The organism is Micromonospora sp. NPDC051924, from assembly GCF_055586005.1.
In genome coordinates this window covers 45,874-66,199 of sequence record NZ_JBVJJA010000023.1, presented here as the reverse complement: position 1 = coordinate 66,199, position 20,326 = coordinate 45,874, and the positions used below count along the sequence as shown (strand labels likewise).

The following is a 20,326-nucleotide window of genomic DNA, read 5'->3' as shown; positions in this document are numbered from 1 at the left end:
GGCGCATCCCCGACGGTCGCGCCCCGCGCCACCGGCCGTGCGGACCTCTCCACCACGACGTTCCCCGTGAGGTGCCGATCATGGAAAAGACCGTTCTCCACCACTTCCTCACCACCGTTCCCGAGGCCACCGCCATCTGGTCCGCGCTGCTCCTGCTCGCCCTCGGCGTCCTCGCCGTGCTGGTCGCCCGGCCGGAGCGGGACACCCCGCCCGAGGTGGCCCCCGATCCGGCCGCCGAGGAGGCCGCCCGCCGCGCCGACCTGAGCCGGTACGCCGACGAGGTGGCGGTGGCGGCCGCCGGGGCCGCGCAGACCGCCCGCCGCCGCCGCGAGCAGTGGCTCGCCGCCCAGGGCGAGGTCGGGCAGGCCTGGCGGGCGTACGACGAGGCCGAGGTCCTCGCCCGCCGCCTCGCCGGCGCCGCCGCGCTGCCCGAGCCGCGTACACCCCGCACCCCGGCCGAGTACGCGGCCCGGGAGCGCTGGCTGCACCACGCCGCGATGGCGGCGCACTGGCGGGGCGACCTGACCGCCCGGCAGTTGGCCGACGTGCTCGCCCACCGCAACGGCTGGGACCCCCGCCGGCACCCGGCCGGGCAGGAGATCGTCCTGGCCCGGGCGGTACGCGAGCACCGGCGCTCCGGCTGGCGGACCGCCGCCGAGCGGGAGCAGCGGGCGTGGCGGGACGCCGAGTTGGCCGCCGACGCGGCTCGCGTCCTGGCCGCCGAGGCGTACGCGGCCGCCACGGCACTGCGTCCGGGCGTGGTGCCGGCGCGGTCGGCCGAGCCGGTGACCCGGCAGCCCGCTCCGGTGCCGGCCGCCCCGGCCGTGACCACCCGTGCGCGCTGGCGCCCGGCCCGGGTGGGCTGAATCGTTACCCGAATGTGGTGAGCCCCGTCACGGGATGCCCGAAACGGTCATCGGGAACAGCTCGGGCGATCGACTCCCGCAATTCCGGGCCGCTCGCTACCCGATGTCCGATTGTTGCCCGACAGTTCCGACATAACTGCTCGTCCCATTGAGTAACGTCAGTGATCGGCTGTTCCGGTCAGAGTAATGATGTTCGAGGTTTACGCAGGTGGGGACGCTTGGCAGGTGGCGTACCCGCCGGTAGTGTCGGCGCGTCCGGTGCGGTTTTCGATCGCAAGAGGCGACGCCGTGCCGACCCGCTCAATCGTGATCTCACGAACCGGGGACCCAGTGCAACACCGGGGTGAATCCGCGAGCTTCGGCCGCGGTAGGGCGTACTTCCCGCCCGAATCCGTCAGCTAACCCGGTAGGCGGTGTAGGAAGGAGTCCCATCCTCGTGCCGACCACCCCCCGATCCTCTCCCCGCCTCCACGGCGCACCGGTGCCGGCGCTCGCCTGACAGCGTCCAAGCACCCCCGGCAGCCCGGCCACTCCGGGCGCTTCCCTTCCCGCGGCCACCCCGCCCCACGAACGCGCGTGAGTTCCTCCGCGCGGCGGGCGGGCGTGTGCCGCTCCGGCCCCCCGTGGAGGAACACGTGAAGCACCACCTGAAGCGACAGCTGCGCCGCCTCGCGACCGAGCGCCCGTACCAGATCGTCGCCGGCTCGGCCGCGGCGCTCGTCCTGGCCGGCGGCACCGGCGCCGCCCTGGCTGCCACCAACGACTCGCCGGTGCGCCAGCAGCACACCGCCGCCGTCGCCGAGTTGGCCCCGCAGCTGGGTCAGGTCGCCGCCGAGGCCAAGATCGCCGCACCATCGTCGCCGTCCGCTTCGCCGAGCGCGTCGCCCACGGCGAAGGCCAGCACCGCCAAGGCCGACCCGGACGTCACGAAGAAGGCCAAGCCGAAGCCCCCGTCGACCAAGGTCCTCGACTACACCTACGAGGCGCAGACCGCCTACTGGAACTGCGGCCCGGCCGCGGTGCGCAACGCGCTCAGCGCGAGCGGCGTCGAGACCACCCAGGACGCGATGGTCGCCCCGCTGAACGCCGGCGAGAACGGCACCAACTCCGCCGAGGACACCACCCGCGGGCTCAACCAGATGCTCAAGGGCAACCCGTGGCGGACCCACATGATCCCCGGCAGCCCCACCCCGGCCCAGATGGACCAGCTCCAGGCCGACGTGGTCAAGGCCGTCACCGACGGCCGTGGCGTGGTCGCCAACATCGTCGGCGACGCCACCGACACCGACGGCGGCTGGCACTCCTTCTCCGGCGGCCACTACATCGCGGTGGTCGGCTACAAGAACGACGGCCGCACCGTCCGGATCGCCGACTCGGCCGACCCGTCGGTGCCGGCGTACTGGATGAGCACCATCGACCTGGCGAACTGGATGGCCACCCGCGGCTACTCCGCCTGATCGCACCCCGCCCCGTCGGGCCCCGGCTCCCCCCCGAGCCGGGGCCCGACGTCGTCTGTCGGACTCCACGGCCGTCCCGTCTCGCGCGTCGTGTCCGTCCGATGGCACACTGCGCCGTATGGGTGACGCGACGGGTACCCGCCATCTGCTGCTGTTGCACGGCATGGGCGCCACCGGCGAGGTGTGGCTGCCCTGGGCGCCGCTGTTGGAGCGCCGCTGGGCGGGCCGCTGGCTCGCCCCCGACCTGGCCGGCCACGGCTGGTCCCCGCCGCTGCCCGAATACTCCTTCGAAGCCCTCGCCCGCCGGGTGCTGGAGGGGCTCGGCCCGGTCGCCGAACGGCTCGGTGCCCGGGACCGCCTCGTGGTGCTCGGGCACTCCCTCGGCGGAGTGGTGGCGCTGGCCCTGGCGGCGCGGTCCCGGGGGTTGCCGGTGGACGCCGTGGTGGGGCTGGGCATCAAGGTCGTCTGGTCCCCGGCCGAGCTGGCGAAGGCCGGCGAGCTGGCCGGGCGGCCGGTGACCTGGTTCGCCAGCCGGGACGAGGCGGCCCGGCGCTACCTGCGCGTCTCCGGGCTGGCCGGGCTGTTCGCCCCGGACCATCCGGTGGTGGACGCCGGGCTGCGCCGGGAGGACGGCCGCTGGCGGCTGGCCATGGACCCGGCCGCCTTCGCGGTGGGGGAGCCGCGGCTGCCCGCCCTGCTCGCCGCGACCGACGTGCCGGTGCTGCTGGCCCGGGGCGAGCAGGATCCGATGGTGTCCGACGCGCAGCTCAAGGAGCTGGGCGTGCCGGTCGCCACGTTGCCGGGGCTCGGCCACAACGCCCACGTCGAGGACCCGGAGGCGGTGCTCACCCTGCTCGACCCGTACCTGTGAGGACCTGATGCAGTCGCACCTGGCCGAGGTGGAACGCGTGCGTGGTGGTCAGCGACGGGCCACGGGTTGGCGCAGGATGGTCCGCAGCTTCGCCGGCTCGGTCCTCCGCGGGTCGCTGAGATAGATCTCGTGGTGCGGCCCGTTGAACGTGAGGCCGTTGGCCGGCATGAACTCATGGTGGAGGCGCTCGAGCACGGGACCCTCGTCGTCGTACGAGCCGACGTGCAGGGCCTGCACGGACAATCCCTCGGCGTACCGCTCGAACCGTATCTGGTTCGCTGCCGGCAGGTGTTTCTTGGTGGCGGCCAGCCGGACCGCCTCGTCCACCACGTCAGCGGTGATCCACCCAGGCTGTGTGATCATCATGGTCCATCGCCACTCGCCTTTGGCCCGAGTCACGAAGGCGGCCGGATCATCGGCTGACCACAAGCCCTCCAGCGGAGCGACGACATGGTCCCGGCCGAGCCGCTGCTTGCTGGCGAACTTCAGCGCGTACGAAACGGCGTACAACGCTGCCAGCGCATCCTGGTAGGACTTTGACGTGTTGGGGTCGCCCTCGCCGTCGACCATCAGGAACGGCAGCTCGGGCACATCCACGAGCTGGAAGCTGCCGGCGCGGGCGGCATAGAGGTCCTTACGATCCCGCTTGATGTCCGACTTCGCCATGGTCCTCTCCACTCCGCTATGCGGGGTCCGGGCGGCGCAGCGTCAGCGACTGGAACCGGTGGCCGCGACCGACGTCGACGGGGTGGAAGTCCACGACGTCGAACCATGCGGTGGCGAAGCCGAGTAACTGCTCATCGGTGCGCCACGAGAAGAAGCGCGGTGGCACGTACTCGTCGCCGTCGATGGGACCTTCGGCGGTTTCGTTGCCGCCGTACATGCCGGCGAAGAAGAGCCCGCCGGGGCGCAGCACCGCCCGGATCGCCGCCAGGACTGCGGGCAGGTCGTGGTTGGGCACGTGCAGCAGGCAGTTCATCGCGAACACCGCGTCGAACGAGCCGGCCGGGAAGGTCAGGTGCAGGAAGTCCATGACGTGGGCCTCGATGTCCTTGGCCCGGCAGTGCTCGACCATCACCGGCGAGAGGTCAGCCGCGACGACGGCGAAGCCCTCCTGTTGGAAGTAGGCGCTGTCCTGCCCGGTGCCGGCGCCGATCTCCAGCAGCTGCGCGCCCGGCGCCAGCCGGTCACGGAACGCCTGCCGTTCCGCCAGCTTCCACGGCTCCTTGATCAGCCCGTCCCGCTCGGCCGCCCGCGCGTCGTACGCCTCACGCAGCGGGCCGAGCACCTCGTCGTATCGCGCGGTCATGTCGATCATTATCAACGGGACGGACCGGTCGCGTGTCCCGCCGCGACCGCCCCGGCACGACTTTCACCGCGCTCGCCTCGACAAGTCCGGTGAGACGCGCCCTAACTGGGCGTTTTGATCACTCCCACTACGTATTGCTGCTTTCGTGGGTCTGGCCGGCGAGACGTCGGCAGGGTCGAATGATCACCTTTGGGACCAGGTTCACCTGATTGATGTCGATGCGAGATGCCCTGCTTTGATCCGCAGATCGTGTCTGGTTCAGAAAGTTCGGGAATCGTCGGACCCAACTGCGATCCACTCCGTGGTCCACAGTAGACATGGCGTGTGGCCGAGCGACCCGCCTACCCCTCCGACCTGTCCGACGCCCGCTGGGCGCTGATCGCACCACGGCTGACCGCCTGGCGCCAGGCCCGCACCGACGCCGGGATCGGCGGACGTACCGCCACCCACGACCTGCGGGAGATCTTCAACGCCATCCTCTACGTCAACCGCACCGGCATCGCCTGGCGCTACCTGCCCCACGACTTCCCGCCCTGGCAGACCGTCTACGGCTACTTCACCGCCTGGACAGGCGACGACCTCTTCACCCAGCTCAACTACGACCTCACCGGCCTGGCCCGCGCCAAGGCCGGACGCACCCCACAACCAACGGCCGCCGTGATCGACACCCAGAGCGTGAAGACCTCCACCAACGCACCACTGGCCAGCCAGGGCATCGACGCCGGCAAGAAGATCGTCGGACGCAAACGCGGCATCGTCACCGACACCCTCGGCCTGCTCCTCGCCGTCATCGTCACCGCCGCCAGCGCCAGCGACAACACCATCGGCATCAACCTCCTCGACCAGGCCAAAGCCGCTCATCCCGCCCTGGCCAAGACCTGGGTCGACGCCGGCTTCAAGAACAAGGTCATCGAACACGGCGCCACCCTCGGCATCGACGTCGAGGTCGTCGCCAAAGACCCGCACATCAAAGGATTCTCGGTGGTCAAACGCCGATGGGTCATCGAACGCACCCTCGGCTGGATCATGCTGCACCGCCGCCTGGCCCGCGACTACGAAGCCCTACCCGACAACTCCGCCAGCATGATCCGCATCGCCATGATCGACAACCTCACCAAACGCGTCACCAACGAAACCACCCCAACCTGGCGACACGACTGAAGGCAGCATCACTCGCAAAATACGTGAATCAGACGCCCTCTAAGCGGTCGGGAAGAGCGGCGAGCCGTCCGGGGTGACCGCGTCGGCGGCGCGCGGCGTGGGCGGGTTCCAGCGCGGTTCGAGCTCCCGCCGGGCGGCGTCGAGGAACGCCTCGGCGTACGAGTCGTCGGGAAAGTCGCCGAGGTAGCGGGCCCGGGTGACCCAGCGGTCCGCCGCCTTCGGGTCGGTGTCGAGCAGGTCGGTCAGCACCTCGTCCAGGTTGGACAGGTCCCGGCGCAGCACGTAGCCGGAGCCGGCGAGCGGGAACCGCGCCACGAAGTCCGTGCCGTCGGCGTCCATGTCCGTCACCGCGTACGGCTTGCCGGAGTAGAGGTAGTCGGAGATCACCCCGGAGACGTCCGAGATCAACGCGTCGGAGCGGTTCACGCACTCGGCCAGGGTCAGCTCGCGGGCGGCCGCGGCGCCCCACAGGTGGGCCCGGCCGGACCGGGCCCGGTCCGCGGTGAGCAGCTCGGTGAGGCGGGCGAGCTGTCGCGCCGAGGCGGGGTTCTGCGCGGTGTACGGGTGGGCCCGGAGGATCACCGTGGCCCCCCGGTCGAGCAGCCGGCGCACCATGGTCTCGGCCACCGGCAACGAGCAGTAGTTCGCGTCGGCGTGGTGCCCCGTCCAGGTCGGGGTGTAGAGGACGGTCGGGGCGGTCAGGCCGCGCGCCGGCTCCCGGCGTACCTCGATCGCCTCGACCTGTGGCCGGCCGACGACGACGAACTTCTCGGCCGGGATCTCCACACCGGCCCGGGCGTACCGCTCGATCGCGGCCGGGCCGGCGACGAAGATCCTGTCGAAGATGCCGGAGACCGGGTTGGCGCTGGGCGCCTTGTCGCTGTCGCCGTGGTGCAGCTGCACGTGGGTGAGCCGGGAGAAGCGGACGCAGTGGCTGTTCTTCGCGCCGTGGTTGACGTAGAACGCCACCCGTAGGCTCGGCACCAGCGCCTCGTCCATGGCCTTGAGTGTCGGGCAGAAGACCACCGGCGCCCGGGTCGCCGCGGCGATGACGGACAGGTACTCCGGCTCCCGGACCAGGACCATGAACGGCCGGCCGATCCGCTCCAGGTAGGGCAGCCACATGGTGACCTGGTACTCCGACCCGGGTGGGGCGGAGAAGTAGAGCACGAACTCCGGCTGATGCCGGCGCAGCGCCCGGCCCACCGGGCCGCCCCCGGCCGGCGGCCGGAACCGGCGCCGGGCCAGGTCCAGCCCGGTCGCGCCGCAGCCGGCCGCGACCAGCAGGACGGCGGCCAGCGCCACCCAGGCCGGCAGGTCGAGGCCAGCGGCCACCGCCACCACGGCGAGCAGCCCGAGCAGCGCGTCGTCGAGTCGGGCGGCGACCCGGGGGGCCCAGGAGCGGACCGGGAGGTTGGCCGCCCGGATCTCCAGCGCGCCGGCGGCGCGCAGCGGTCCCGCCAGCAGCACCAGGCCGAGCAGGACGGGTGCGGCGAGCGCCAGCGCCGGGTCGAAGGTGTGGTCGACCCGGCGCGCGTACCCGACCAGGATGCCGGCGGCGATCAGGACCGATTCGGCCACGGCGTCGGCGTTCGGCCGGATCCGGCGCTCGACCGCGGCGGCGGCCAGCGCGGCGACGGCGATCGCCAGACCCCAGCCGGTCGCCCCGGTGAGGGCCACGACGAGGAACGCCAGCACCGCCAGCCCGGTGGTCAGCACCCGGGCGAGCAGTTTCCGGACCAGGTCACCACGCATGTCGCCGGTCGCCTCCGTCAGCCGGCGTCGACGCCGCTGGAGAGCTCGTCGTCCGCGCCGCCGGTCGGTTGGGCCGGCACCGCTACGACCGGCTCACCCGGCGCCCGGCGTACGTCGATCACCTGGCCGGTCAGCTCGGAGATCAGCACGTCCAGGGAGGCCTGGGCGACGGCCTCGGCCGACAGCAGGGTGTGCTCCGGCTCCGCGCCGAACGCCTTGGTCCGCATCGGGGTGGCGGTGCGCTCCGGGTTGACGCAGTTGACCCGTACGCCGAACTCGGCCCACTCGTCGGCGAGCGCCTGGGTCAGGTTGACCAGCGCGGCCTTGGTGGCGGAGTAGAGCGCGTACTCGGCCCGGCCCCGGGTGTACGAGCTGGACGTGTAGAGCAGCAGCTGGCCCTTGGTCTGCTGGAGGTACGGCAGGGACTGCCGGGCGGCGATGACCGGGCCGACGAAGTTGACCTGGAGCACCCGGTCCATGGTGTCCTGGTCCATCTCGGCCAGCGCACCCTTTTCCAGGATGCCGGCGGTGACCACCACGTAGTCGATCCGGCCGGTCGCCTCGAAGGCGGTCTTCAGCGCGGCGTCGACGTCCTGGGCGCGCTCGACGTGGGTGCCGGTGCTGGACCGGCTGAACGGGAAGACCTGCGCGCCGTAGCGGCGGGCCAGCTCGGCCAGGTCGTGACCGATGCCGTAGCTGCCGCCGAAGATGACCACGGTGCGGCCGGCCAGCTCCTCGGTGTAGCTGCGGTGGTCGCTCAGCCGCGGCGCCTGGGCGGCGGCGAGCTGGAAGAGCTTGTCCGCCAGGTGCACGTCGACCGGGTGGGTGACCTTGATGTTCTCGTCGGAGCCGTCGATCACCTTGATCGGGGTGCCGGGCAGGTAGCGCAGCACCACGCCGCAGTCGTCGGTGGCGGCGAAGTTCGGGTCGCCCTCGGCGAGGCGGTAGGCCTCGCGAATGGTGCCGGAGCGGAACGCCTGCGGGGTCTGCCCGCGTCGCAGGGTCGACCGCACCGGGATGTCGACGATGCAGTCCTCCTCGTCGACCTGGATGATCGTGTCCGCGGAGGCGATCGCCACGTCGACCGCCGAGTACGTCCAGAGCGCGTTCACGCACTCGCGGACGATCCGGGCGCTGACCAGCGGGCGGACCGCGTCGTGGAAGAGGATGTTGACGTCGCCCTCGCCGACCGCGTCCAGCGCGATCCGGGTGGTGGCGTTGCGGGTGTCGCCCCCCTCGATGACCTTGCTGACCTTGCGGAAGCCGGCCTTGTCGACGATCTGCTGGGCCTCGGCCACGTGGCCGGTGGCCATCAGCACGATGATCTCGTCGATCTCGGGCGCGGCCTCGAAGACGGCCAGGGTGTGCTCGATGATCGGCTTACCGGCGATCTTCAGCAGCTGCTTGGGGATGCCCAGGCCGAGCCGGGTCCCGGTGCCGCCGGCCAGCACCACCGCCACCGTCCGCGAGGGCCGCCACGGTGTCGCCGCCGTCGCGGTGTCCGGGCTGGTGGTGTGGTCCTGCGTCATTGCCGATCCTCACTCTCAACGATGCCCAACGATGGGGGATGGCCGCCGGGCGACCGGATGAACCCTAACGTGTCTGTTCGGATGACCCACACCGGTGACGGCGCATGTCGGCGTCCCCTGGCCACCGGGTGGGCACTTCGACGTTACCTGCCGTTCGAGAAGTCCTCGTAGGCCCGGATGACCTCGTCGGTGGGGCCGTCCATGCGCAGCTCGCCCGACTCCAGCCAGATCGTCCGTTCGCAGGTGTCCCGGATCGAGGAGAGCTGGTGGCTGACCAGGAACACCGTGCCGGCTCCCTCCCGCAGCTCCCGGACCCGCTGCTCGCTGCGCTTGCGGAAGCCCTTGTCGCCGGTGGCCAGCGCCTCGTCGATGAGCAGCACGTCGTGCTTCTTCGCCGCGGCGATGGAGAAGCGCAGCCGGGCGGCCATGCCGGAGGAGTAGGTGCGCATGGGCAGCGAGGCGAAGTCGCCGCGCTGGTTGATGCCGGAGAACTCGATGATCTCCGGGGTGAGCCGGGCGACCTCCTCGGGCGGCATGCCCATGGCCAGGCAGCCCAGCGTGACGTTGCGCTCACCGGAGAGGTCGTTGAGCAGCGCCGCGTTGACGCCGAGCAGGGACGGCTGGCCCTGGGTGTAGATCGCGCCCCGGTCGACCGGGAGCAGGCCGGCGACCGCCCGCAGCAGGGTGGACTTGCCGGACCCGTTGCTGCCGATCAGGCCGATCGCCTCGCCCCGGTACGCGGTGAAGCTGACCCCCTTGACCGCGTGCACCTCGCGCACGTTCGGCGCCTGGGTGCGCTTGACCAGCCGGCGCAGCGCGGCGACCGGGGTGCTGCCGCCGGTGGCGCCCTTGTGCACCCGGTAGACGATGTGCGCCTCGTCCACCACCACGGTGGGGATCCGCGCCTGGAGGGTGGGCAGCGCCTGCGTGGCCTCGTTGGAACCGGTGAAGTGATCAACCACGGCCGTACTCCTGTTCGCCGCGCCAGAAGTAGATGAACCCGCCGATGCCGGTCAGCAGGGCCCAGCCGGCCGCCACCAGCCAGAGCTGGGTCAGCGACTCGTTGAGCATCGGCGCCTGCTCCAGCAGGGCGTACCGGGCCAGCTCGATGTAGACCAGCATCGGGTTGAATTCGATCAGCGTGGCGGCCCACTCCGGCAGCCGGTTGAACAGCCGCACGCTGTAGAGCACGCCGGAGCCGTACATCCAGGTGCGCATGATGAACGGCATGACCTGCTTCAGGTCGCTGGCCTTGGCGCCCATCCGGGCGACGATCAGCACCACGCCGGCGTTGAACACCGCCTGGAGCAGCAGCGCCGGCGGCAGCAGCAGCCACTCCAGGGTGAGCGGCTCGCCGGTGACCAGCACGATGCCGATCAGCACGACCATCGAGGCCAGCAGCTGCTGGAACTGGGTGAGCGTGGCGGCCAGCGGCAGGCTCGCCCGGGGGAAGTGCAGGGCCCGGATCAGCCCGAGGTTGCCGCTGATCGACTGCGTGCCGGCCAGGATCGCGCTCTGCGTGAAGTTGAAGATGAACAGGCCGGTGGTCAGGTACGCGATGAAGTTCGGGATCGTGTTCTGCGCGAGCACCAGGCCGAAGATCAGGTAGTAGACCGCGGCATTGGTCAGCGGGGTCAGCACCTGCCAGACCTGGCCCAGCTTGGCGTTGCTGTACGAGGCGACGAGCTTGGCGTTGGCGTACGCGGCAACGAAGTGCCGGTAGGCCCAGAGTCGGCGGCTGTACTCGACCAGCGACGGCCGCTCACCGGCGACCCGCAGGCCGTGTCGAGCGGCCAGCTGCGCCTGGGTCAGGCCCGCGTCGGGGCCGGCCAGGGCGGTGTTGGCCATGAGCTGGGCGCTCCGATCTTTCGTACCAACGGGACGGGGGGTGACGATGAGCTGGTCCGGTGCGCCCGCGGGTGCCGGAGGGGGCTCGTCGCGGGGTGGACGGTAGTCCAAAACACGTCGGGACGCAACCGTATCGTCGTTACGGTACATTGTCCCACGTGACAGCCGAGAAGAGTCTCACGTGACGACCGGGAAGAGGCGCGCACCCGCCGGTGCGGCGGTGCTGCGGGGCGAGATCACCACGGCCATTCGCAAGGCCCTGATGCAGGAACTCGCCGCCGTGGGCTACGGCCGGCTCTCCATCGAGGCGGTCGCCCGCCGGGCCGGGGTGAGCAAGACCGCGGTCTACCGGCGCTGGAGTTCGAAGCTGGAGCTGGTGCTGGAGACGGTCGTCGCGGCCGCCGGCAGCAAGCTGCCGGCGCTGGACACCGGCAGCCTGCGGGGCGACCTCAACCTGCTGTTCCAGGTCGTCACGCACGCCCTGCGCCACCCGCTGGCCTCCCAGATCATTCCCGACCTGCTCGCCGAGGCGGCCCGGAACCCCACCCTGGACCAGGCGCTCCAGCAGGTGCTGCGCAGCAAGCAGCAGGAGATCGGCGGCCGGCTGGTCGAGCGGGCGGTACGCCGCGGCGAGCTGCCGGCCGGGGTGGACCTGGACGCCGCGGTCGACCTGATCGTCGGGCCGCTCTACTGGCGGCTGGCCATCGTCCGGGCGGCGCCGACCGACGCGTACCTGGAGGCTCTGGTGGAGGCGGTGGCCACCGGGCTGGCCGCGGCCCCGGCGGTGCCCCGCCAGCGCGACGTCGCGGTGCCCGACCCGGCGGTCTGACCGCCACCCTGCGTACCCGGTCGGGCGGGAGGCCGCGATCTGCCGCAACGCGGCCGGTCCCACGCCGGTGAGACCCCGACCTGCCGCACAGCGGGCGACGGCCGGCCCCGCGGGGTGGGCGGGCGGTCAGCCGGGCTGGTCGACCGGGAGCCGGGAGACGATGTGCCGGGCGATCTCCAGCGAGCTGGTCGCCGCCGGGGAGGGGGCGTTCAGCACGTGCACCTGCCGGTCGCCCTCGACGATCAGGAAGTCGTCCACCAGGCCACCGTCGGGCAGGATCGCCTGCGCCCGTACGCCCGCGCCGGCCGGCACGATGTCCGCCGGGGTGAGCTCCGGCACGAGCCGGGCGAGGCTGGCCGTGAAGCGCTTCTTCGACAGCGAGCGGGCCACCTCGGTGAGGCCGTACCGGTAGTGCTTGCGGCCCAGCGCCCAGAGGCCGCGGTAGGTCAGCTCGTCCCAGACGTCCCGCAGGTTGATCCGGCCCCACGAGTACCCCTCGCGGGCGGTGGCGAGCACCGCGTTCGGGCCGGCGTGCACGCTGCCGTCGATCATGCGGGTCAGGTGCACCCCGAGGAACGGGAACTGCGGGTCCGGCACCGGATAGATCAGCCCCCGGACCAGGTCCCGGCGTTGCGGGGCGAGTTCGTAGTATTCGCCACGGAACGGGATGATCCGGACCGGAGCGGACACTCCAGACAGTCGGGCGATCCGGTCGGCGTGCAGGCCGGCGCAGTTGATCAGCACGTCGCCGGCCACTTCGCCCCGCGTGGTGCTCACCACCACCTCGCCACCCCGGTTGGTGACCCCGGTCACCTCGGTGCCCGTACGCAGGTCCGCGCCGCCCGCGTCGAGCAGCTCGGCGAGCTTGCGGCAGACCGCGCCGAAGTCGACGATGCCGGTCGAGGCGACGTGCAGCGCCCCCACCGCCGCCACGTGCGGCTCGTACTCGCGGGCCTCGTCGGCGCCGATCAGCTTCACCGGCAGCCCGTTGGCCAGCGACCGTTGGTGCAGGTCGTGCAGGCGGGGCAGCTCGGCCTCGTCGGTGGCCACGATGAGCTTGCCGCAGACGTCGTACGCCAGGCCGTGCTCGGCGCAGAACTCCTTCATCGACGCGCTGCCGGCCTTGCAGAGCGTGGCCTTCAGGCTGCCCGGCTTGTAGTAGACGCCGGCGTGGATCACCCCGGAGTTGTGCCCGGTCTGGTGCGCGGCCCAGCCGGACTCCTTCTCCAGCACGGTGACCGAGTCCCCGGGACGGTCGGTCACCAGCCGGTGCGCCACGGCGAGCCCGACGATGCCGCCACCCACGACCACGAACCTTGTCATCATCATCTCCCCAGGCCGACGCCGCGACCGATGGTAACGAAGGGGGCCGTGCGCCCGACTCGCGCCCGACCCCCGGGGGTGGCCTACACTTCACCGGGTCCATCACTCGGGGAGTCTTATGTCTGAGGTCATCGCGCTCGGTCAGCCCACGGTCGGCGAGGCCGAACTCGCCGCCATCGCCGAGGTTTTCGCCTCGGGCTGGCTCGCTGGTTCCGGGCCCACCAGTCGTCGCTTCGAGGAGCGGTTCGCCGCCGCCGTCGGTACGAAGCACGCGCTCGCCACGAGCAACTGCGGCTCGGCGCTGCACCTGGCGCTGCTCACTCTCGGTGCCAAGCCGGGCGACGAGGTCATCGTCGGCGACTACACCTTCCCGGCCACCGGCCACTCGGTGATGTGGACCGGGGCCAAGCCGGTCTTCGCCGACGTCCGTCCGGACACCTGGACGGTCGACCCGGCCGCGGTCGAGGCCGCCATCACCCCGCGTACCGTCGGCATCATCGCCGTCGACGCGTTCGGCCAGCCGGCCGACTACGACGAGCTGCGCGCCATCGCGGACAAGCACGGGCTGTTCCTGGTCGAGGACGCCGCCTGCTCCGCCGGCGCCACCTACAAGGGCCGGCCCGCCGGCAGCCTGGCCGACGTCGCCACCTTCAGCTTCCACGGCCGCAAGGGCATCACCGCGGGCGAGGGCGGGGCGTACGTCACGAACCGGGACGACCTGGCCGCGCACGCCCGCAAGCTGCACACCTACGGCGTCGAGGGCGCGCTCACCCGGGCCGAGCTGTCGAACCTGCCCATCCCGAGCTTCACCGAGCTGGGCTACAACTACCGGCTCTCCGACGTCGCCGCGGCCATCATGATCGCCCAGCTCGACCGGCTGCCGGACCTGCTGGCCACCAAGCGCGCGATCGCCGCCCGCTACGGCGAGCTGCTCAAGGACCACGAGCTGATCACCACGCCGTACGAGGCGCCGGACCGCGAGCACCCCTGGCAGTCTTACGTGGTCACCCTCGACCCGCGGGTGGACCGCGGCGCGGTGGCGATGGAGCTGCGTCAGCGCGGCGTGCAGTGCACCTTCGGCACCTACGCGTCGCACGCCCAGCCGCTCTACGGCCAGACCGACCCGTGCCCGGTGTCGGCCGACCTCTTCGCCCGCCACCTGGCCATCCCGATGCACGCCAACCTCACCGACGCGCAGGTCGAGACCGTCGCGGCCACGCTCACCGAGGTCGTCGACTCCATCGCCACCCGCTGACAACCCCCTCAGGAAGGACACCGTCCACCATGTCGAAGCAGACCGTCTTCATCACCGGAGGCGCGGGCTTCATCGGCCTGCACGTGGTCCCGATGCTGTTGGAGAAGGGCTACAAGGTCCGCATCTTCGACAACATGTTCCGCGGTGACCGGGACCGGATCGCCGAGCTGGTGGCCACCGGCGACGTCGAGCTGATCGACCAGGACGTCCGCTACGGCGGCGCCGTGCACGCGGCCATGAAGGGCTGCGACTACGTCATCCACCTCGCCGCGGTCTCGATCAACAAGAGCCAGGCCGACCCTTACGAGTCGATCGACATCAACATGGTCGGCAACCACAACGTCTTCGCCGCCGCCGCCGACCACGGCGTCAAGCGGCTGGTCTTCGCGTCGTCCGCGTCCGTGTACGGCGACCCGAAGAAGCTGCCGATGCACGAGGACGACCGGCTCGACCCGCTGACCCCGTACTGCATCTCCAAGCGGGCCGGTGAGGACCTGCTCGGCTTCTACCAGCGCAGCAAGGGCCTGAACTGGATCGCCCTGCGCTTCTTCAACGTGTACGGCCCGGGCCAGAAGCCGACCGCGTACTACACCTCGGTGATCAACCACTTCGTGAAGCGGCTCAAGAACGGCGAGCCGCCGGTCATCGACGGCAAGGGCGAGCAGTCGATGGACTTCATCCACGTCCACGACATCGCCCGCTCGGTGGTCGCCGCCATGGAGGCCGAGCAGGGCAACGTGCCGATCAACATCGGCACCGGTATCGACACCTCGATTGCCACCCTGGCCGAGATCCTCATCAGCGCGGTCGGCGTCGACGTGCAGCCGCAGTTCAACCCGCGTGAGGTGCTGGTCAGCCGCCGGGCGGCGGACATCACCCGGGCCAAGGAGGTGCTCGGCTGGGAGCCGACCATCGCCGTCGGGGACGGGATGACCGACCTGATCAAGACTGAGGTGGCGTGACCCAGCCGCCGTCCGCCGGGGGCCCGTCGTCGCACGGGCTCCCGGCGAATCCATACAACCCGCACGCCTGGGTCATCGGTGAGCCCGAGATCGGGTCGGGGACCTGGATCGGCGCGTTCACCGTCATCGACGGCTCCGGCGGCCTGACCATCGGCGCGGGCTGCGACATCAGCTGCGGAGCGCAGATCTACACGCATTCCACGGCTCGCCGTTGCGTCTCCGGCCGGGCCTATGCTTCGGTGGACCGGGCACCGGTCCGCATCGGTGACCGGGTCTTCATCGGCGCGAACGCGACGGTGATGATGGGCGTCACCATCGGTGACGGCGCGGTGGTCGGCGCCGGCGCCGTGGTCACCCGGGATGTGCCGGCGGGGGCGGTCGTGGCCGGGGTGCCGGCCCGGGTGGTGTCCACAGTCGAGCTGGACGGTGCCGACGTCCGGTTCGTGCCGGTCGTGGAGAGCTAGGAGTTACCCCCGTGCGTATCGCAGTGGTCAACAACTTCTTCCCGCCCCGCGCGGGCGGCAGCTCGCACCTGTCCGAGTCGCTCGCCAAGGGTTACGCGGCGGCCGGCCACGAGGTGCTCGTGCTCACGGCCGCCTACCAGGACGCGCCGGCCGAGGAGGAGCGTGACGGCCTCCGGATCGTCCGGCTGCCCGCCTGGATGCTGCCGCAGACCCGGCTGGCGGTGAGCTTCGACATCTCGTTCACCAGCCGGCCCAGCCTGCTGCGCCAGGTCCGCAAGCTGCTCGACGACTTCCGGCCGGACGCCATCCACCAGCACGGCCAGTTCTTCGACCTGACCTGGGCGACGTCGCTGTACGCGCGCAAGCGCCGCGTCCCCACGCTGCTGTCCATCCACACCCGGCTGGAGAACCCGCAGGCCCGGTACGCCAAGGTCTTCCGCGGCCTGGACGCCGCCATGGTCAAGCCGTTCATGCGGCGGTCCAAGCCCCGGCTGGTGGTCATGGACGTGCTCATGCAGGAGTACATCCAGCAGCGCTACCAGGGCGCGCACTCCGGCCTGGTGCCGATCCCGGTCGGCGTCGATCCCGAGTGGGTGACCGGCGGCAACGGCCAGCGGGTCCGCGAGCGGTACGGCCTGGGCGACTCGCCGGTGATCCTCTCGGTCGGCCACGTCATCCCGCTGCGGGACCGGATCGCGCTCGTCGAGGCGCTGCCCGAGGTTCTGGCCAAGGTGCCGGACGCGAAGCTGCTGGTCGCCGGCCAGATCTACTACCCGGTCTTCCAGGAGCGGGCCAGGGCGCTCGGCGTCGAGCACGCGGTGGTCACCGCGGGCAAGGTGCCCAAGAGCGAGATCCCCGACCTGCTCGCCGCCGCCACCGTCGAGTCGCACGAGCAGGGCCTGGGCCTCGGCACGGCGACGTTGGAGGCGATGGCGGCCGGTGTCCCGGTGGTCGCGCCGGCCCGGGCGGACAACTTCCCCGGCATCGCCCTGCGGGACGGGGAGAACATCCTGCTCTGTGAGCCCGGCGACGTCGGCGGGCTGGCCGAGCGGCTGATCGCCGCGCTCACCGACCCCGTGGTGGCCAAGCAGATCGGCGTGAACGGGCAGGCCCTGATCCGGCAGCGGTTCAGCCTGGAGCGGGTCCTCGACCGGCACCTCGAGGTGCTCGGCGAGATGGCCGCCGCCCGACGCTGACCCCGTACGCCACGAGGCCCCCGACCAGCAGGTCGGGGGCCTCGTTCGGTTCGGGGTGGCTCGCGCGGGTCAGCGGGCGGCGGGCGCGCTCTCCGGCTGCTCCTCGCCGGAACGCGGCGCCGGGGTCCGGACCACCGGGGCGGCCGGTTCGGCCGGCTCCGTCGCCGTCACGGCGGTTTCCTCCCCGGTGGCCTGCCGGACCTGCCGCATCCCGGAGAGCGCGGCGATGCCCGCGCCCAGCAGGTCGGCCACCGTGAAGATCAGCCGGGAGGCCAGCGCGATCCCGGTGGCGGCGCCGACGCCGCCCGCGTCGGCGAGGAACGGCGCGAGGGTGGCGACCAGCACCGCCTCCCGGACGCCCAGGCCGGACGGGGACAGGAAGGCGAACATGCCGACCGTGATGGCGATGGCGAACGAGCCGATGCTGCGCAGCAGCCCGCCGACGCCCGGCGCCGCCTGGGCGTTGGCCAGCAGCCACAGGTGCACGCCGAACATGGTGTAGCCGAGCGCGCTCCAGCCGATCACCCGCAGCACGCCGGGCAGCGTGAGCCGGTGGTGCAGCGGCTCCCGGCGCAGCACCTTGAGGGTGAGCTGGATCAGCCGGGTGAGCACCGCCGGGATGGCGCAGATCAGCGCGATCGGGAAGAGGATCGCCACGATCCACAGCGCCACCCGGACCGGCTCGGCGTACTCGGAGCCGTTCGCGGCCGTCGCGTCCAGCAGCGCGGGCAGGCTGAGCAGGCCCAGGCCGAGCGCGGCGACCACGCCCAGGCCGAGCGCCACCAGCGTGGCCAGGAAGGCGCGGGCGCGCGGCAGGCCGGCGCGCCGGCCCAGCTCCATCTGGAGCACGTACGCCCAGACACTGCCCGGGATGTACTTGCCGAGCTGGCCCACCATGCAGATGCGCAGCGCGGCCGGCACGGACACCCGGTGCTCCAGGTCGTCCGCGGCGGCCCGCCAGGCCATCGAGTTGGCGAACATGCCGGCCAGCACGGCCAGCACGGCCAGCACCACCGAGGGCCAGGCCAGGTGGAGCCACGTCTCCCGCACGTCGGGCCACTGGTGCACGACGCTCCAGACCATGCCCGCGGCGATCAGGGCGATCACCACGACGCGTACGGCGAGGGAGAGCCGGCCGGTCGACTTCGAGGTGGCGCCGGCCTGCCCGGCCGGGGGGTTCAGGTCGTCGACCTGCGTCGCGGTCTCTGCCACGGCCTTCATGCCTCCGCGTCGCTTTTATCCGTTCGGATGGACTGGGACGAGCAAACGCCGAGGGTAGCGCAGGTTCCCCGCCGCCACGAATCCGGCCGGCGCGGCGAGTCCGCCCGTCCGGAGCGTGGCGTAGCGCTCCTCGCGCCGGTCCAGGTGTGCCCCTCGTCTCGCGCGCTGCTACCGTTCCCAGGCCCCCACCATCTCAAGGAGGAGAACTCCGGTGATCCCGATTTCCGTCGTCAAGCTCGACGAGGCGGCCGAACGGTTGGCGGTCGAGGTGATCCGCTCGGGCGTGCTGGCGCAGGGCCCGATGGTGGCCCGGCTGGAGCGTGAGTTCGCCGATCTCGTCGGTGTCGAGCACGCGGTCGCGGTCAACAACGGCACCACCGCCCTCGTCGCCGCCCTGCAGGTGCTCGACCTCGAGCCCGGCGACGAGGTCGTCACCAGCCCCTTCACCTTCGTCGCGACCCTCAACGCGATCCTGGAGGCGGGTGCCACCGCGCGCTTCGCGGACATCCGCGAGGAGGACTTCTGCGTCGACCCGCAGGCCCTCGCGGCTGCGGTCGGCCCGCGTACGCGGGTGCTGATGCCGGTCCACCTGTACGGGCAGCCCGCCGACATGGACACCATCGTCCCGCTGGCCCAGCAGCACGGCCTCTCGATCGTGGAGGACACCGCGCAGTCGCTGGGCGCGACCATCTCCGGCCGCGGCGCGGGCAGCTTCGGCCTGGGCACCTTCTCGCTCTACGCCACCAAGAACCTCACCACCGGTGAGGGCGGCATGATCACCACCAACGACGCGGCGCTGGCCGACAAGCTGCGAGTGCTGCGCAACCAGGGCATGCGGGCGCGCTACCAGTACGAGATGGCCGGCCACAACTACCGCCTCACCGACCTGCAGGCGGCGCTGGGCATCCCGCAGCTGGCCGCGTACGGCGACAACGTCAAGCGGCGCAAGGACAACGCCGCCCGGCTCTCCGCCGGCCTCGCCGACGTGCCGGGCCTGCGGCTCCCCACCGAGCTGCCCGGCCGCTCGCACGTCTGGCACCAGTACACGCTGCTGGTCACCGACGAGGCGCCGGTCGACCGGGACGAGGTCATCAACCGGCTCACCGCGGCCGGCGTCGGGTGCGGCATCTACTACCCGAAGACCGTGTACGACTACGAGTGCTACCGCGACCACCCTCGGGTGATCGCCGACCCGGCCCCGGTCACCGAGCGGGTCGTCCGGCAGTGCGTCTCCATCCCGGTGCACCACCACCTCACCGACAGCCAGGTCGACCAGGTGATCGAGGCCGTCCGGAAGGCGGTGGGCGCGTGACCGCCAAGCTGCGTCTCGCCCTCGTCGGCACCGGCGCGATGGGCTCGCTGCACGCCCGCGTGATCGCCCAGTCCGAGCGCGCCGAGCTGGCGAAGGTGATCGAGCCGCGCCGGTCCGTCGGCCAGCAGGTCGCCGAGCGCTACGGCGCCGCCTGGGCGCCCGACCTCGCCGACCTGTCGGACGTCGACGCGGTGGTCGTCGCCGCGCCGACCGAGATCCACCACGGCCTCGCCGACCAGGTGCTGAGCGCCGACAAGCCGCTGCTGATCGAGAAGCCGGTCTGCGGCAGCCTCGCCGAGACCGAGGAGATCGTCGCCGTCTCCGAGAAGCGCGGCGTACCCCTGCTCTGCGGCCTGCTGGAGCGGTTCAACCCGGCGGTGCGGACGGCGCTCGCGCTGGTCGACCGCCCGGTGCACCTGACCGCGACCCGGCACTCGCCGTACGCGCCGCGGATCCGCACCGGCGTCGCCTGGGACCTGCTCATCCACGACGTGGACCTGGCCATCCAGGCGTTCCGGGGCCAGGAGCCGGTCACCGTGCACGGCACCATGGGCTTCTTCCACCCGGACTCGGTCACCGGGGCCGAGGACGTGGCGGAGACGGTGCTCAGCTTCGGCGACGGCGCCCTGGCCAACGTCTCGGCCAGCCGGATCGGCCAGCGCAAGGTGCGCACCCTGGTGATCAGCGAGGTCGACCGGCTGATCGAGGCCGACCTGATCCGCAAGGACGTCACCATCTACCGGCACGTCTCCTCCGACGCCGCCACCCCGGACGGTCGGGGCTACCGGCAGCAGAGCATCATCGAGGTACCTGAGCTGATCACCAACCGGGAGCCGCTCGCCGCCCAGCTCGACCACTTCCTGGACATCCTCGCCGGCACCGCCGACGCGGACGAGGAGCGGCGGCGGATCCTGCCGGCGCACCGGGCGGTCGGCGCGCTCTTCGCCGGCCGCTGATTCCCGGCGTCA

Annotated in this window: 19 protein-coding genes and 1 riboswitch; of the genes, 11 read left to right on the top strand and 8 right to left on the bottom strand. The window is 71.7% G+C overall.

Features of this window, described 5'->3' with window-relative positions; translation table 11 throughout:
* The first annotated feature begins 80 nt into the window (after window positions 1-80).
* The 3 genes from ACZ6S5_RS19435 (at window position 81) to ACZ6S5_RS19425 (ending at window position 3,194) form a co-directional block, all read left to right on the top strand.
* On the top strand, window positions 81-866 hold the full coding sequence (locus tag ACZ6S5_RS19435) for a hypothetical protein (protein ID WP_466002239.1): 786 nt from the start codon (window positions 81-83) through the stop codon (window positions 864-866).
* A 287-nt stretch (window positions 867-1,153) separates the two neighbouring features.
* A riboswitch (cyclic di-AMP (ydaO/yuaA leader) is annotated at window positions 1,154-1,294 on the top strand.
* A gap of 195 nt (window positions 1,295-1,489) precedes the next feature.
* The gene (locus ACZ6S5_RS19430; RefSeq protein ID WP_466002237.1) at window positions 1,490-2,323 is read left to right on the top strand and encodes a C39 family peptidase; all 834 of its coding nucleotides are present in this window, start codon (window positions 1,490-1,492) and stop codon (window positions 2,321-2,323) included.
* 118 nt (window positions 2,324-2,441) lie between these two features.
* Window positions 2,442-3,194 carry an alpha/beta fold hydrolase gene (locus ACZ6S5_RS19425; protein ID WP_466002235.1) on the top strand — a complete coding sequence of 251 codons (753 nt, stop codon included), beginning with the start codon at window positions 2,442-2,444 and terminating at the stop codon, window positions 3,192-3,194.
* 48 nt (window positions 3,195-3,242) lie between these two features.
* On the opposite strand, the gene ACZ6S5_RS19420 is transcribed toward ACZ6S5_RS19425, so the two are convergent.
* On the bottom strand, window positions 3,243-3,860 hold the full coding sequence (locus ACZ6S5_RS19420) for a GyrI-like domain-containing protein (protein WP_466002233.1): 618 nt from the start codon (window positions 3,858-3,860) through the stop codon (window positions 3,243-3,245).
* 16 nt (window positions 3,861-3,876) lie between these two features.
* Entirely contained in the window at window positions 3,877-4,512 is a 636-nt protein-coding gene (locus ACZ6S5_RS19415) for a class I SAM-dependent methyltransferase (protein ID WP_466002231.1), read from the bottom strand.
* A gap of 315 nt (window positions 4,513-4,827) precedes the next feature.
* On the opposite strand from ACZ6S5_RS19415, the gene ACZ6S5_RS19410 reads away from it, so the two are divergent.
* Window positions 4,828-5,664, top strand: a complete 837-nt coding sequence (locus ACZ6S5_RS19410) for an IS5 family transposase (protein WP_466002229.1) — start codon at window positions 4,828-4,830, stop codon at window positions 5,662-5,664.
* A gap of 39 nt (window positions 5,665-5,703) precedes the next feature.
* Here the strand turns inward: ACZ6S5_RS19410 and ACZ6S5_RS19405 are convergent, their stop codons facing one another.
* The 4 genes from ACZ6S5_RS19405 to ACZ6S5_RS19390 form a co-directional block, all read right to left on the bottom strand.
* Window positions 5,704-7,419, bottom strand: a complete 1,716-nt coding sequence (locus ACZ6S5_RS19405; protein WP_466002227.1) for a CDP-glycerol glycerophosphotransferase family protein — start codon at window positions 7,417-7,419, stop codon at window positions 5,704-5,706.
* 17 nt (window positions 7,420-7,436) lie between these two features.
* The gene (locus ACZ6S5_RS19400) at window positions 7,437-8,948 is read right to left on the bottom strand and encodes an SDR family NAD(P)-dependent oxidoreductase (RefSeq protein WP_466002225.1); all 1,512 of its coding nucleotides are present in this window, start codon (window positions 8,946-8,948) and stop codon (window positions 7,437-7,439) included.
* A gap of 143 nt (window positions 8,949-9,091) precedes the next feature.
* Complete coding sequence (locus ACZ6S5_RS19395) at window positions 9,092-9,910, bottom strand: ABC transporter ATP-binding protein (protein ID WP_466002223.1); 819 nt, start codon at window positions 9,908-9,910, stop codon at window positions 9,092-9,094.
* Window positions 9,903-10,796 carry an ABC transporter permease gene (locus ACZ6S5_RS19390; protein WP_466002221.1) on the bottom strand — a complete coding sequence of 298 codons (894 nt, stop codon included), beginning with the start codon at window positions 10,794-10,796 and terminating at the stop codon, window positions 9,903-9,905. The genes ACZ6S5_RS19395 and ACZ6S5_RS19390 overlap by 8 nt, the downstream gene beginning before the upstream one ends.
* A 220-nt stretch (window positions 10,797-11,016) precedes the next feature.
* Here ACZ6S5_RS19390 and ACZ6S5_RS19385 point away from each other — a divergent pair, with 220 nt between their 5' ends.
* Window positions 11,017-11,625: a TetR/AcrR family transcriptional regulator gene (locus ACZ6S5_RS19385; protein ID WP_466002332.1), complete on the top strand. Its 609-nt coding sequence runs from the start codon at window positions 11,017-11,019 to the stop codon at window positions 11,623-11,625.
* Window positions 11,626-11,751: 126 nt separating this feature from the next.
* On the opposite strand, the gene lhgO is transcribed toward ACZ6S5_RS19385, so the two are convergent.
* Window positions 11,752-12,948: an L-2-hydroxyglutarate oxidase gene (lhgO, locus tag ACZ6S5_RS19380; protein ID WP_466002219.1), complete on the bottom strand. Its 1,197-nt coding sequence runs from the start codon at window positions 12,946-12,948 to the stop codon at window positions 11,752-11,754.
* Window positions 12,949-13,066: 118 nt separating this feature from the next.
* On the opposite strand from lhgO, the gene ACZ6S5_RS19375 reads away from it, so the two are divergent.
* Genes ACZ6S5_RS19375 through ACZ6S5_RS19360 form a run of 4 tightly spaced genes read left to right on the top strand, consistent with a single transcriptional unit; the run spans window position 13,067 to window position 16,825 of the window.
* The gene (locus tag ACZ6S5_RS19375) at window positions 13,067-14,203 is read left to right on the top strand and encodes a DegT/DnrJ/EryC1/StrS family aminotransferase (protein ID WP_466002217.1); all 1,137 of its coding nucleotides are present in this window, start codon (window positions 13,067-13,069) and stop codon (window positions 14,201-14,203) included.
* A 29-nt stretch (window positions 14,204-14,232) separates the two neighbouring features.
* Window positions 14,233-15,165: an NAD-dependent epimerase/dehydratase family protein gene (locus ACZ6S5_RS19370; RefSeq protein ID WP_466002215.1), complete on the top strand. Its 933-nt coding sequence runs from the start codon at window positions 14,233-14,235 to the stop codon at window positions 15,163-15,165.
* A complete protein-coding gene (locus ACZ6S5_RS19365; protein ID WP_466002213.1) occupies window positions 15,162-15,629 on the top strand; it encodes an acyltransferase in 468 nt (155 codons plus the stop codon). The genes ACZ6S5_RS19370 and ACZ6S5_RS19365 overlap by 4 nt, the downstream gene beginning before the upstream one ends.
* Window positions 15,630-15,640: 11 nt before the next feature.
* On the top strand, window positions 15,641-16,825 hold the full coding sequence (locus tag ACZ6S5_RS19360) for a glycosyltransferase family 4 protein (protein ID WP_466002211.1): 1,185 nt from the start codon (window positions 15,641-15,643) through the stop codon (window positions 16,823-16,825).
* A gap of 69 nt (window positions 16,826-16,894) precedes the next feature.
* Here the strand turns inward: ACZ6S5_RS19360 and ACZ6S5_RS19355 are convergent, their stop codons facing one another.
* Complete coding sequence (locus tag ACZ6S5_RS19355; protein WP_466002209.1) at window positions 16,895-18,037, bottom strand: lysylphosphatidylglycerol synthase domain-containing protein; 1,143 nt, start codon at window positions 18,035-18,037, stop codon at window positions 16,895-16,897.
* A 220-nt stretch (window positions 18,038-18,257) separates the two neighbouring features.
* On the opposite strand from ACZ6S5_RS19355, the gene ACZ6S5_RS19350 reads away from it, so the two are divergent.
* A complete protein-coding gene (locus ACZ6S5_RS19350; protein WP_466002207.1) occupies window positions 18,258-19,358 on the top strand; it encodes a DegT/DnrJ/EryC1/StrS family aminotransferase in 1,101 nt (366 codons plus the stop codon).
* The gene (locus ACZ6S5_RS19345; RefSeq protein ID WP_466002205.1) at window positions 19,355-20,314 is read left to right on the top strand and encodes a Gfo/Idh/MocA family protein; all 960 of its coding nucleotides are present in this window, start codon (window positions 19,355-19,357) and stop codon (window positions 20,312-20,314) included. Before ACZ6S5_RS19350 ends, ACZ6S5_RS19345 begins: the two co-directional genes overlap by 4 nt.
* The last annotated feature ends 12 nt before the right edge of the window (window positions 20,315-20,326 follow it).